Source organism: Limnohabitans sp. MMS-10A-192, from assembly GCF_003063335.1.
Lineage (GTDB): Bacteria > Pseudomonadota > Gammaproteobacteria > Burkholderiales > Burkholderiaceae_C > Limnohabitans_A.
In genome coordinates this window covers 47,045-59,566 of the sequence record NZ_NERX01000006.1, presented here as the reverse complement: position 1 = coordinate 59,566, position 12,522 = coordinate 47,045, and the positions used below count along the sequence as shown (strand labels likewise).

The following is a 12,522-nucleotide window of genomic DNA, read 5'->3' as shown; positions in this document are numbered from 1 at the left end:
GGGGTGACACAGAAACTTGTCATGCCGGACTTGATCCGGCATCCATGCGTGAAGGGGGATGGACCCCGGGTCAAGCCCGGGGTGACAGAAGGGGAAGTCAAGCCTGGGGTGACAAGGGAAGGTGTCATGCCTGGGGTGACGACGGAGGGTGGCGTGCGCGAAATTTCAGGCATGAAACATCCTCACATGCGAGCCACGCCAAACGTCATGGCGCGGGCTTGACGGGCTGCAGCTTCCAAGCAGGTGTCCAGACAAAAGCTCAGCACGCTGCGGGTGTCGCGCGGGTCGATCACACCGTCATCCAGCACCAGGCCGCTGGTGTAGAAAGCATCGGCCTGCGCTTCAAACAAGGCCACGATCTTGTCGAACTGGGCCTGCATTTTGTCGGGGTCGGGCGTGATGCCTTTGCGGGCCATGCCGGCTTCGGCCACGATCTGCATGGTGCGGGCGGCTTGCTCGCCGCCCATCACCGCTGTCTTGGCCCCCGGCCAGCTGAACAAAAAGCGCGGCGCATAACCTCGCCCGCACATGCCGTAATTGCCCGCGCCAAACGAGGCCCCGCACTGGATGGTGATTTGCGGCACGGTGGCGCTGGTCACGGCTTGGATCATCTTGGAGCCGTGCTTGATCATGCCGCCTTGCTCGCTGTCTTTGCCCACCATGTAGCCGGTGGTGTTTTGCAGATAGACGATGGGGTGACCCAGTTGGCACATCCACTGGATGAAGTGCGTGGCCTTGTTGGCCCCGGCCACATCGATGGGGCCGTTGTTGCTGATGATGCCCACCGAATGCCCGCCGATGCGGGCCTGCGCACACACCGTGGCCGCGCCAAACAGCGGTTTGAACTCCAGAAAATCCGAGTCGTCCACCAAGCGCAAGATGACTTCGCGCATGTCGATGGGTTCGCGGTGGTGGGCGGGCATCAGGCCCAGCAGTTCTTCGGCGTCCAGGCGCGGGGGCTTGGCATCTTTGCGCGTGCTGTGCGCTGGCCAATCCCAACGCGCCACCACATCGCGGGCCGTGCCCAGCGCGTGGCGGTCGTCTTCGCACAGGTATTCACCCAAGCCCGAGACGCTGGTGTGCATCTCGGCCCCGCCCAGATCTTCTTCGGTCGCCACTTCACCGGTGGCGGCTTTGAGCAAAGGGGGCCCCGCCAGAAAGGCGCGCGACCTGCCGCGCACCATGATCACGGTGTCACTCAGCCCCGGCATGTAGGCCCCGCCTGCGGTGCCCGAGCCGTGTTGCACGGTGAGCACCGGCAGGCCCGCCGCCGACAAGCGCGCCAGGTTGCGAAACAAGCTGCCCCCCAGCACAAAGCCCTCGACCTTGTACTGCATCAGGTTGGCCCCGGCGCTTTCGACCAGGTGCACAAACGGCAATTTGTTTTCCAGGGCCAGCTCTTGCACGCGCAAGATTTTTTCAAGGCCCCGCGCCTGAATCGCCCCGGCTTCGATGCCCGAGTCACTGGCCACCACCATGCAGCGCATACCACTGATGAAGCCAATGCCCGCGATCATGCCGCCGCCGGGCACCGACTTGGCCGGATCGGGGGTGTCTTGCATGAAGCCCGCCAGCGCGCACAGCGGCAAAAACGGTGCGCCGGGGTCCAGCAGCAAGGCCACACGTTCACGCGGCAGCAACTGCCCGCGTTTGTCGAAGACTGGTTTGGATTGGGCCGAGGCAAGCGCTGCGCGCTCTTGCAAGGCCTGCCACTGCGCCAAGCGGGCCAGTGCGGCCTCGCGCCGCTGCTGGGCCACGGGGCTGTGCGGGTTCCAGGTGGATTCGAAATTCATTGGAAAACCTTGGGGGTCACGGCGCGGTGAAAGCCGTCAAAGGGTTTGACGGCATCGCGTGTTTGCACATCGGGCTTGGCCACGGCCTGCTGCCAGCCCATGCGCATTTGCGGGCGCGCACCGTCCACGCGCAGCACCGTGCCGCTCACAAAGCTGGCCGCAGGCGAGAGCAAAAACACAATCGCTGCGGATGTTTCGGCCTCGGTGCCAAAGCGGCCTTGCGGCACCGTGTTGCGCATCTCGCGCAGCATGGGGCCAGCCTCAGGCGGGTAGTGGTCCATGCCGCTGCTGGCGATGTAGCCGGGGGCCACGGCGTTCACACGCACGCCCTGCGCTGCCCATTCGAGCGCGGCCGTTTCAGTAAAGCTGACCATGCCCGCCCGTGCCGCGCCGCTGTGGCCCATGCCCGGCATCGAGCCCCACATGTCGGCCACGATGTTGACCACCGCGCCGCCGTGCTGTTGCATGCTTTGGTTGAAGCACTCACGCGCCACCAAAAAGCCGCCGGTGAGGTTGGTGTCGATGACGGCTTGCCAGCCTTTGGCGCTGGTCTTGGCCAAGGGCGAGATGTATTGACCGCCCGCGTTGTTGACCAAGCCGTGAATGCGGCCGTGCTGCTGCACCACCTGCGCGACCATGGCTTTCACATCGTCTTCGCGCCGGATGTCGCAGCTGTGCCAACTGGCTTGACCGCCGTCGCCCGTGATCTCTTGCGCGGTGGCGGTCAGCTTGTCGGGGTTGCGGCCCACCAGCACGACGTGTGCGCCCAGGCTGGCCAGCTCGTGCGCGGTGCAGCGGCCAATGCCCGAGCCGCCGCCGGTGACCAGGATGACTTGCCCGCTGAGGAGCCCGGGGGAAAAGACCGATCGGTAAGGGGCTGCAGGGGGCGAGGTGTTCATGCGGTGTCTCGTAAAAAAAGTTGCAGGGCGGTGTCGGTCAAGTCGTCCAGCGAAGCTCGCTTGGCCTTGCCGCTTTGGCGCGGGGCTTCGTACCACTGCACCGACCAATTCAGGGCGCCAAAAATCATCAGCCGCGCGAGACCCACCGGCGCTTGCAATTGGCCGCTGTCTTGCAGGGCTTGCAGCACCGGTATCCAGGCGGCTTCGTAATCGTCTTTGAGTTCGGTGATGGTCTTGCGTTGTGCAGGCGCCAGCGAACGCCATTCGTAGAGCATCACCGGGATGAAGTCGCTGTCGGGGCCGAGCAGCACATCGAAGTGGTGACGGATCAGGCTGCGCAGGCGTTCGCGCGCGCTTTGTGTGGGTGTGGCTTGACCGCAGGCGGCCAGCTGGCGAGCGATGGCCTGCTTCATGCCTTCGACCATCACGGCCAGCAAGAGGTCTTGCTTGTTGCCAAAGTGGTAGAAGGGCGAGCCTGACTGCATGCCGACTTTGGCCGCGATCTCGCGTGTGCTGGTCGCGTCGTAGCCTTGCAGCTTGAACAGCTGCGCCGCCGCCGAGATCAGCGCCTGACGGCGGTTGCCATCGTCGCGCTCATGCTCGGTTTTACGCGGCCGACCACGGGCACGCTTGGGCGCAACAAGGGTAGGGGCGCTGATCATTTTTGAGGTGTCATGCCGGACTTGATCCGGCATCCATGTGCGTTGGGGGATGGACCCCGGGTCAAGCCCGGGGTGACAGCTGAAGGGTGTGGCACGGGGTAGTGGCTCAGCGCCCCGCCAAACCCATGCTGCGTGAGATCACTTCTTTCATGATCTCGTTGGTGCCGCCGTAGATGCGTTGCACGCGGGCGTCCGCATAGGCGCGGGTGATGGGGTATTCCCACATGTAGCCGTAGCCGCCGTGCAGCTGCACGCATTCGTCCATCACCTTGCATTGCAAATCCGAGCACCAGTACTTGGCCATGCTGGCTGTGGCCGTGTCGAGTTTGTCTTGCAGCAACAGTTCAGAGCACTTGTCCACAAACACACGGGCAACTTGTACCTCGGTTTGCAGCTCGGCCAAGGTGTAGCGGGTGTTTTGGTAGTTGCCCACGGCCTGGCCAAACACCTTGCGGTCTTTCACGTATTGCACCGTCCAGTCGATGGCCGCTTGCGCTGCGGCAATGCCGCCAATCGCGATCTGCAGGCGCTCCCAAGGCAGTTGCTCCATCAGGCAAATGAAGCCCTTGCCCTGCATGGCTGCGCCGCCCAGCAGCTGGTCGGCACTGACCTTGACGTTGTCAAAGAACAGCTCAGACGTGTCTTGCGCTTTCAGGCCCAGCTTCTTCAAGCGCTTGCCTTTTTCAAACCCTGGCGTGCCACGCTCGATGAGAAACAAGCTGGTGCCTTTGGCCCCGGCAGCCGGGTCAGTCTTGGCCACCAAAATCACCAAGTCGGCATGCCAGCCGTTGGTGATGAAAGTCTTGCTGCCGTTGATGAGGTAAGTGCCATCGGGCTGCAAGAGCGCGGTGGTTTTGACGCCTTGCAGGTCGGAGCCCGCAGCGGGCTCGCTCATGGCAATCGCGCCTACCATCTCGCCAGTGGCCAGCTTGGGCAGGTACTTTTGCTTTTGTGCTTCGGTGCCGTAATGCAGGATGTAGGGGGCCACGATCTCGCTGTGCAGGCCGTAGCCAATGCCACTGAAACCGGCGCGGGAGAGTTCCTCCATCTGCACCACCGAATACAGCTTATCGGCATCCGAGCCGCCATAGGCTTCGGGCAGCGTCATGCACAAAAAGCCGTTTTCTCCGGCCTTGTCCCACACGGCGCGGTCCACATAGCCTTGCTCTTCCCAGGCCTCGTGGTGGGGGGCGATTTCCTTGTCCATGAAGCGGCGAAAGCTGTCGCGAAAGGCTTCGTGGTCGGCGTTGAAAAGTGTGCGTTCAATCATGGTGTCACCTATAAGACTTCAGAGTTGGTATTTATACAAAGCGTTTGCTTGGTAAAAGTCTATACTGATTGACGCATCCCGCAAACACCGGGCAAACACCTTGATGACCCCCAGGAGACAGCATGAGCGAAGCATTTGTTTATGACGCCATACGCACACCGCGTGGCAAAGGCAAAAAAGACGGCAGCCTGCACGAAGTCAAGCCCATCAGCTTGCTGTCGGGCGTGTTGCGCGAGCTGCAAAGCCGCAACCAGTTCGACACTGCAGCGGTGGACGACGTGGTCATGGGCGTGGTCTCGCCGATTGGCGAACAGGGCTCGGTGATCCCCAAAGTGGCTGCGCTGGCGGCAGGCTGGGACTGGCGCTGCTCGGGCGTGCAGCTCAACCGCTTTTGCGCCTCGGGCTTGGAAGCGGTCAACATGGCCGCCATGAAAGTGCGCAGCGGTTGGGAAGACCTGGTCGTGGCTGGCGGCCTGGAAAGCATGAGCCGCGTGCCGATTGGCTCGGACGGTGGTGCCTGGGCGCAAGACCCCGAGACCAACAGCGCCACGCTGTTTGTGCCGCAAGGCATTGGCGCTGACCTGATCGCCACCATGAGCGGCTTCAGCCGCCACGATGTCGACGCCTTCGCGGTTGAGTCGCAAAAGCGCGCCACGGCTGCGCGTGCGGCGGGCTATTTCGATGGCTCGGTCGTTCCGGTCAAAGACAAGCTGGGTCAGGTCATCCTAGCGCAAGACGAATTCATCAAGCCGAGCACCACGGTGGAAACACTGGGCGGCCTCAAAGCCTCGTTTGAGCAACTGGGCGCGATGGGCTTTGACGCGGTGGCTTTGCAGCGCTACCCGCAGGTCGAGCGCATCCACCATGTGCACCACGCAGGCAACTCGTCGGGCATCGTGGACGGCGCAGCGGCTGTGCTGATCGGCTCAGAGGCCGCAGGTAAAACCCACGGCCTCACGCCGCGTGCGCGCATCGTGTCGGTGGCCTTGTCGGGCGCTGATCCGACCATCATGCTGACGGGCCCCATGCCCGCAGCGCGGAAGGCGCTGGCCAAGGCGGGCCTCACGATTGACCAGATCGATTTGTTCGAGATCAACGAGGCGTTTGCCGCCGTGCCCATGAAGTTCATGCAAGAGATGGGCGTGCCGCACGACAAGGTGAACGTGAATGGTGGCGCGATTGCCATGGGTCACCCCCTGGGGGCCACGGGCGCGATGATCATGGGCATCTTGATCGACGAGCTGCACCGCCGCAAGCTGCGTTACGGCATGGCCACTTTGTGTGTGGGCGGCGGCATGGGCATCGCCACCATCGTTGAACGCGTTTGATCGGGGAAAGAGCACCATGAGCAACATCATTTTGAAAACACTGCGCTACGAACTGGCGGACGGCATCGCCACCATCACCTTTGACGAGCAGGGCTCGCCGGTCAACACCATGTGCCTGCAATGGCAGGCCGACTTGACTCAGGCGGCTGAGCAGGTTGCCAAAGACAAGGCGTCTTTAAAAGGAATCATCTTGGCCTCGGCCAAGTCCACCTTCTTTGCAGGGGCCGACCTCAAAGGCGTGATGCGCTCGCAAGCCTCGGACGGCCCGCGTGTCTTTGCCGAGATCGAAGGCATCAAGAAAGCTTTTCGCACCATCGAGACGTTGGGCGTGCCCGTGGTCAGTTGCCTCAACGGCACGGCGCTGGGCGGTGGCTGGGAAGTGGCACTGATCGGCCACCACCGCATCGCCACGGCCAACCCCAAAACACAATTTGGTCTGCCCGAAGTCACGCTGGGCTTGATTCCCGGTGGTGGTGGCATCACCAAAATGACGCGCCAACTGGGCCTGATGGCCGCGCAGCCCTATGTGCTGGAGAGCAAACTCTTTGGCCCCGAAGAAGCCCAAAAGCTGGGCCTGGTGCACGAGATCGTGGCCACTGACGACCAACTGCGCCCCCGCGCTTTGGCGCACATCGCGGCAAGCCAGGGCCAGCCCGAAGCGGCCCAGCACCTGTGGGACCGCAAGGACTACAAAATGCCCGGTGGCACGCCGAGCAACCCCAAGATTGCGGGCATGCTGAGCGTGGCCCCGGCCGTACTCAAGCAAAAAACACGCGGCCTTTACCCTGCCCCAGAAGCGGCGCTGGCCGCCATGGTCGAAGGTGCGATGGTGGACTTTGACACCGCCATGCGCATCGAAAGCCGTTACCTCGCCGGTCTCATGACCAGCCAGGTGGCGCGCAACATGATCAACACCTTCTTCTTCAACATGAACAGCATCAAGGGTGGCCAAAGCCGCCCCAAGGCTGCGCCGCGCTACAAGCCGCAAAAGGTGGGCATTTTGGGCGCGGGCATGATGGGCTCGGGCATTGCGTATTCACAAGCCAGCCGGGGCATCGCCACCGTGCTCAAAGACGTGAGCGTTGAAGCCGCAGAAAAAGGCAAGGCCTACAGCCACAAGCTCACACAAAAGCGCGTGGACAAAGGCCGCATGACGGCGGACAAACAAGCGGCCTTGTTGTCATTGATCCAACCCACCGCCAGCGCCGCAGACCTGAAGGGCTGCGACCTGATCATCGAGGCTGTGTTTGAAAATCGCGAACTCAAAGCCAAGGTCACGCAAGAGGCCGAGCCCATGCTGGCCGAAGGCGGCTTCTTTGCCAGCAACACCTCCACCTTGCCCATCAGCGGCTTGGCCACGGCCAGCGCCAACGCCAACAAATTCGTCGGCATCCACTTCTTCAGCCCTGTGGACAAGATGCAGTTGGTGGAGATCATTCGCGGCGCACAGACCGACGACGAAACCATCGCCCGTGCGTACGACTATGTGCAGGCGCTGGGCAAGCTGCCCATCGTGGTGAACGACTCGCGCGGCTTTTACACCAGCCGCACCTTTGGCACCTTTGTGATGGAAGGCGCGGCCATGCTGGGCGAGGGCATTCCCGCCCCCGTGATCGAAAACCTGGCCATGCAAGTGGGCATGCCGGTCGGCCCCTTGGCCGTGCTGGACGAAACCGCGCTGTCGCTGTCGGTGCATGTGCTGGACCAAACCCGTGAAGACTTTGCCAAAGAAGGCAAAACCCACACCGCCACGCCCGGCGAGTTGTTCGTCGAGCGCATGGTCAAAGAACTCAATCGCCCCGGCCGCGCCGCAGGCGGTGGTTTTTACGACTACCCCGCTGGCCAAAAGAAAGTGCTGTGGCCCGAGCTGAAAACCCGCTTTGAAAAAGCCGACGTGGTCTACAGCCAGCAAGACATCAAAGACCGCCTGCTGTACCGCCAAGCCGTGGAGACGGCACGCTGCCTGCAAGAAGGCGTGCTGACCTCGGTGCACGACGGCAACATCGGCTCGATCTTCGGCATCGGCTTTCCGGCCTGGACGGGTGGTGCGCTGCAGTTCATCTATGGCCAAGGTGTGGATGCGTTCGCCAAGCGCTGTGCTGAATTGGCGGCGTTGTATGGCGCGGGGTTTGTGCTGACGGCGGAAGTCATCAACAGCTTGAAGCAGCATCAGCCGGTGTATTGAGTTGATCCCATGCAGAGGCGTTCATGCCTTTGCATGGGATTGGTCATGCGATACGCGTTGGTTTGTCCACAGCTTTTTGAAGGGCTTTGCCCAGCGCGCGGAAATATTCCTCAGCGATCGGGGTCAGCACCAGATACTTGGTTCGGTGGTCGTTGTCGCGGTTTTCAGTCGTCAACAATGCCATGCTCTTGAGACGGCTCAGTTTCTTGTGCAAGGTAGATGGCGAGGCCAAGTGTGACAGTTCAATGGCTTCACTGACGGTCATGGGTTGGTGCGCTTGTTGCTTCAGCACTATTTCCTCGAGCAAAAGCGCTTCAACCGGACTCAGCGCCACACCGGCTGGCAAGGTGTTCACCGATTGGCGCAATTTCAAGAATCGGTAATACAAGGTTTCAGTCGCTGCGGCGTTCATCGGGACGGCCCTGATCGTGATTGTGGGGGCGTCCAGCGTTTTCCCGATGGGCACAGGGTTGTCATGGTTTCTGTCCTCATGTTTCAGGGGCGCTCGGCCAGCAGGTCGGCCACGCTGACGTTCAGATAGTTGGCCAGCTTCAGAAGGGTTTCCAGGCTGGGGTTGGTTTTGGCTCTTTCGATCTTGCTCATCATGGTTCGGTCAATGCCCGCTTCCCAAGCGCCGCGCTCTTGAGACACCGGCTTGGCGGGTGGAATGGCTTTGAGGGCGCGGTAATGCCGCACATTGGCCGCGAGATCGTCGCGGAGACTTTGGGTGGTTTTGCTGCGAACAACTGGCATGGTGCAAGTGTTCTTTTTAGTAGGCTTGAAAGCTACAGTCCATCCACCCACGGATATAAAAGCCACGGCATTTGATCTGTATCTTGTGATTCACCGGTTCAAAAGCTTCAAGATTCATGAGGCACCTGATCGCATCTGGCGCAGGGTTCGGCTGCACCCCCCTCCGCGATGAAAGCTCAACGATCTGCGGCCTTGACGCGCACCCCAGCGATCACGCCCGCCACCAGCAGCGCAATCCCGGCCAGCGTGAGGGGCGCTGGCCACTGCCCGCGCAGCATGAAGGCGTAGGCCAATGCGGCCAGCGTTTCAAACACGATGAGTTGCCCCGCCAGTGCGGTGGGCAGGCGCTGGCTGGCGGCGTTCCAGCACAGGGTGCCCAGCCATGAGGCGAACAGGCCGATGGCCATCATGAGGCCGATGAATTCGAGCGGGCGCGGACCCAGGGGCATGGGGAACGACGCTTCGGTCAGCCCTTGCCACATCCAGAACAGCCCATAACCCATGAGCGCCAAGGGCAGGGTGGCCAAGCCCTGTGCGGTGGCCCACACGCGGGGGTTGCGCTCGGGGTGGCCGCGCAGCCAGTCGGCGTTTTTGAGCGGGTACCAAGTCCAGCAGGCCACGGCCCCGACCGCCAGCACAGCGCCTGTGATGTAGCGGCCCGTGTCGGCCTGCGGGTTTTGCAGCAGAGCGGTCCATTCGACATGGTTGACACAGGCAATGCCCAGCAAAATCAGCGCCAACGGCGGACCCAGTTTCAGCCACGGAAAGCGTCCGTCGCGTTGGTGGTTGAGCAGGTTGGCCGAGACCGCAATCACCACCGGCAGCGTGCCGATGACCATGGTGGTCAGCGCGCCGCCTGCGCGTTGGATGGCGCTGGACAGGAACAGGTAATACAGCACGTTGCCAATGGCCGCCAGGCGCAAAGCGGCCAGCCAGTCGGCGCGCGTCAGGCGTCGCAACTCGGTGCGGTCAAGAAAAGCCAGGGGCAGTGCGATCACGCCAAACGCGAGGTAACGGCCAAAGGTGTGCAAGGCCGCTGGGTAGTCGGGCAGCATCAGCGGGCCCACGAACACCAGGCCCCACATCATGCCGGCGGCCAGAGAAAAGAAGACGCCTGCCCACATGGGTGATATCAGGTGCGCCAGGCCGGCAGTCGCCAGTTGCGCCAGACGGCCAGCACGCGCAAGCCCACCGTCACGGTCAGGCAGGCCAGCAGGGCCAGCCAGCCCGGCGCGTCGAATTGCCAGAGCGCCACATAGACCCAGCCCCCGGCAAAAGCGCAGACCGCATAAGGGCGGTGGTCCTTGAAGGCGGTGGGGATTTCGTTGCACACCATGTCGCGCAGCACGCCGCCAAACACACCGGTGATCAAACCCATCAGCACCGCCACCACGCCCGGCATGAGCGCTTGCAGGGCGTGGTGCACGCCCGTGGCGGTGAACAGGCCCAGGCCCAAGGCATCGGGCCAGAGGATGGCTTTTTCGGTCACTTCAAAATGGCGTTGGCGCATGAACAGCATGGCCAGCACGCACAGCAGCATGACGCTCCACAGCACTTCGACGTGTTGCACCCAAAAGAAGGGGCGCTGGTCCAGCAGCAAGTCGCGCAAGGTGCCGCCACCAAAGGCGGCCAAAAAAGCCACCACGCACACGCCGACCGCATCGAGCCGTTTGCGCGCAGCCTCCATCAGGCCCGACAGCGCAAAGGCGGCGGTGGCCGACAGTTCGACCAGCAAGCGCAGGGTCTCGCCCCAGTGTTGAATGCCATTCATGTGGCCAATTATCGACCAGAGGCTGGGTGCAGACCTGACGGTAGAGGCGATTTGACCCTTGGGTCAATGGCGCGCGGTGGGGTCTGTTCCTAGCATGGAGGGGTGAAACACCTTGCCCTTGATACTGCCGCGCCCTTGCCCCATTGGCCCGGTCCGGGTCTGGACCGCTGGACGCATGCCCAGCTGTCGCCTTGGACGCTGGGGGTCTCGACCGCATCGCTGCGCATGGCCTTTGACGATTGGCTCACGCACTTGGCCTTCAACCCGGCCGAGCAACTCGATCTGGCGCAAAAAGCGCTGCAAGGCGCGCAGCAGATCGCCGATTACGCCACGCGGGCGCACCAAACGGATTGCGCGCCCTGCATCGAGCCCATGGTGCATGACACACGCTTTGTGCACCCGAGCTGGCAAACCTGGCCTTTCAACCTGATGAGCCAAAGCTTCTTGCTCACGCAGCAATGGTGGCAGTGCGCCAGCACCGGCGTGCGCGGGGTCGAGCCGCACCACGAGTCGGTGGTCACCTTCACCCTGCGGCAAATCTTGGACACGGTGTCGCCCGCCAACTTTGTGCTGAGCAACCCGGAGGTGCTGGAGCGCACCGCCAAAACCGCAGGCGCCAATTTGCGTCAGGGTTTTCAAAACTGGCTGGAAGACCTGCAGGCCCTGCGCACCAACAGCCCACCCAAGGGCGCTGAGGCCTACCGCGTCGGGCGCGATGTGGCGGTCACCCCCGGTCAGGTGATTTACCGTAACCATTTGATCGAGCTGATCCAGTACACCCCCACCACCGCGCAGGTGCGGCCCGAGCCGGTGCTGGTGGTGCCGTCCTGGATCATGAAGTACTACGTGCTGGACTTGTCGCCGCACAACTCGCTGATCAAACACCTGGTCGATCAGGGCCACATCGTGTTCGCCATGTCCTGGGCCAACCCGCAGTCCGAAGACCGTGACCTGGACATGGACGACTACCTGCACATGGGGGTGATGGACGCGCTGGAGGTGATCAGCACCGTGCTGCCGCAAGCCCGTGTGCACGCCTTGGGCTATTGCCTGGGTGGCACCTTGCTCACGATTGCCGCTGCCGCCATGGCGCGCGATGGCGATGACCGCCTGGCCACCGTGAGCTTGCTGGCGGCGCAAACCGATTTCACCGAACCGGGTGAGCTGCAGCTGTTCATCGACGACAGCCAGGTCGCGCACCTGGAAGACACCATGTGGGACAAGGGCTATCTGGACAGCCGTCAGATGGCCGGGGCCTTCCAGCTGATGAACTCCACCGACCTGATTTGGTCGCGTTTGCTCAAAGACTATTTGCTGGGCGAGCGGGCACCCATCAGCGATTTGATGGCTTGGAACGCCGACGGCACGCGCCTGCCTTACAGCATGCACACCGAGTATTTGCGCCGCATGTTTTTGCACAACGACTTGGCCAATGGGCGTTATCCGGTGCGCGGCAAGCCGGTGGCCTTGACCGCGATCCAGTGCCCCATCTATGCCGTGGGCACCGTGCGCGACCACGTGGCCCCTTGGCGCTCGGTGCACAAGCTGCATTTGCTGACCCATGTGGACACCACCTTTGTGCTGACATCCGGTGGGCACAACGTGGGCATCGTCAACCCGCCCGGTGTGGCCGGACGCAGCTTTCAGGCCCTGACGCGCCCGCACGATGGCCCTTACCTCGATCCGGAGGCTTGGTTGCAGACAGCCCCTCACCACGAAGGGTCTTGGTGGCCGCATTGGGTGCAGTGGCTGCAAGCCCATTCGGGCCCCAAGCGTGCGCCACCGCCCATGGGGGCGCCCGATGCGGGCTTGGTGCCTCTGTGCGATGCGCCCGGGACCTATGTCCTGCAAACATGAAGGA

11 protein-coding genes are annotated in these 12,522 nt (G+C 62.6%); 3 read left to right on the top strand and 8 right to left on the bottom strand.

From position 1 onward, the window contains the following. Positions 1-182: 182 nt before the first annotated feature. The 4 genes from B9Z43_RS12800 to B9Z43_RS12785 form a co-directional block, all read right to left on the bottom strand. The gene (locus B9Z43_RS12800; RefSeq protein ID WP_108326267.1) at positions 183-1,793 is read right to left on the bottom strand and encodes an acyl-CoA carboxylase subunit beta; all 1,611 of its coding nucleotides are present in this window, start codon (positions 1,791-1,793) and stop codon (positions 183-185) included. After that, positions 1,790-2,692, bottom strand: coding sequence for an SDR family oxidoreductase (locus B9Z43_RS12795; RefSeq protein WP_108326265.1), 903 nt, complete (start codon positions 2,690-2,692; stop codon positions 1,790-1,792). The genes B9Z43_RS12800 and B9Z43_RS12795 overlap by 4 nt, the downstream gene beginning before the upstream one ends. Then, positions 2,689-3,354: a TetR/AcrR family transcriptional regulator gene (locus tag B9Z43_RS12790; protein WP_233249970.1), complete on the bottom strand. Its 666-nt coding sequence runs from the start codon at positions 3,352-3,354 to the stop codon at positions 2,689-2,691. Before B9Z43_RS12790 ends, B9Z43_RS12795 begins: the two co-directional genes overlap by 4 nt. Before the next feature lie 106 nt (positions 3,355-3,460). Further along, entirely contained in the window at positions 3,461-4,624 is a 1,164-nt protein-coding gene (locus B9Z43_RS12785) for an acyl-CoA dehydrogenase family protein (RefSeq protein ID WP_108326259.1), read from the bottom strand. Between the two features lie 122 nt (positions 4,625-4,746). On the opposite strand from B9Z43_RS12785, the gene B9Z43_RS12780 reads away from it, so the two are divergent. Together B9Z43_RS12780 and B9Z43_RS12775 are read left to right on the top strand one after the other, a co-directional pair. Further along, positions 4,747-5,952, top strand: a complete 1,206-nt coding sequence (locus tag B9Z43_RS12780) for an acetyl-CoA C-acetyltransferase (RefSeq protein WP_108326256.1) — start codon at positions 4,747-4,749, stop codon at positions 5,950-5,952. 31 nt (positions 5,953-5,983) lie between these two features. Then, positions 5,984-8,137, top strand: a complete 2,154-nt coding sequence (locus B9Z43_RS12775; RefSeq protein ID WP_108326495.1) for a 3-hydroxyacyl-CoA dehydrogenase NAD-binding domain-containing protein — start codon at positions 5,984-5,986, stop codon at positions 8,135-8,137. A 43-nt stretch (positions 8,138-8,180) separates the two neighbouring features. Here B9Z43_RS12775 and B9Z43_RS12770 read toward each other — a convergent pair whose 3' ends face one another. The 4 genes from B9Z43_RS12770 to B9Z43_RS12755 form a co-directional block, all read right to left on the bottom strand. Continuing rightward, complete coding sequence (locus tag B9Z43_RS12770; protein WP_108326253.1) at positions 8,181-8,549, bottom strand: hypothetical protein; 369 nt, start codon at positions 8,547-8,549, stop codon at positions 8,181-8,183. A gap of 83 nt (positions 8,550-8,632) precedes the next feature. After that, positions 8,633-8,890, bottom strand: a complete 258-nt coding sequence (locus B9Z43_RS12765; protein ID WP_108326250.1) for a helix-turn-helix domain-containing protein — start codon at positions 8,888-8,890, stop codon at positions 8,633-8,635. 176 nt (positions 8,891-9,066) lie between these two features. Continuing rightward, complete coding sequence (locus tag B9Z43_RS12760) at positions 9,067-10,014, bottom strand: DMT family transporter (RefSeq protein WP_108326248.1); 948 nt, start codon at positions 10,012-10,014, stop codon at positions 9,067-9,069. Between the two features lie 8 nt (positions 10,015-10,022). After that, positions 10,023-10,661 carry a trimeric intracellular cation channel family protein gene (locus B9Z43_RS12755; RefSeq protein ID WP_108326245.1) on the bottom strand — a complete coding sequence of 213 codons (639 nt, stop codon included), beginning with the start codon at positions 10,659-10,661 and terminating at the stop codon, positions 10,023-10,025. A 102-nt stretch (positions 10,662-10,763) separates the two neighbouring features. Here B9Z43_RS12755 and B9Z43_RS12750 point away from each other — a divergent pair, with 102 nt between their 5' ends. Next, positions 10,764-12,518, top strand: coding sequence for an alpha/beta hydrolase (locus B9Z43_RS12750; protein WP_233253965.1), 1,755 nt, complete (start codon positions 10,764-10,766; stop codon positions 12,516-12,518). Positions 12,519-12,522: the final 4 nt, after the last annotated feature.

Excerpts from the sequence above, each read along its gene's own strand:
- B9Z43_RS12800 (WP_108326267.1), bottom strand. The coding sequence starts at position 1,793 with ATGAATTTCGAATCCACCTGGAACCCGCACAGCCCCGTGGCCCAGCAG.
- B9Z43_RS12795 (WP_108326265.1), bottom strand. The coding sequence starts at position 2,692 with ATGAACACCTCGCCCCCTGCAGCCCCTTACCGATCGGTCTTTTCCCCC.
- B9Z43_RS12790 (WP_233249970.1), bottom strand. The coding sequence starts at position 3,354 with ATGATCAGCGCCCCTACCCTTGTTGCGCCCAAGCGTGCCCGTGGTCGG.
- B9Z43_RS12785 (WP_108326259.1), bottom strand. The coding sequence starts at position 4,624 with ATGATTGAACGCACACTTTTCAACGCCGACCACGAAGCCTTTCGCGAC.
- B9Z43_RS12780 (WP_108326256.1), top strand. The coding sequence starts at position 4,747 with ATGAGCGAAGCATTTGTTTATGACGCCATACGCACACCGCGTGGCAAA.
- B9Z43_RS12770 (WP_108326253.1), bottom strand. The coding sequence starts at position 8,549 with ATGAACGCCGCAGCGACTGAAACCTTGTATTACCGATTCTTGAAATTG.
- B9Z43_RS12765 (WP_108326250.1), bottom strand. The coding sequence starts at position 8,890 with ATGCCAGTTGTTCGCAGCAAAACCACCCAAAGTCTCCGCGACGATCTC.
- B9Z43_RS12760 (WP_108326248.1), bottom strand. The coding sequence starts at position 10,014 with ATGTGGGCAGGCGTCTTCTTTTCTCTGGCCGCCGGCATGATGTGGGGC.
- B9Z43_RS12755 (WP_108326245.1), bottom strand. The coding sequence starts at position 10,661 with ATGAATGGCATTCAACACTGGGGCGAGACCCTGCGCTTGCTGGTCGAA.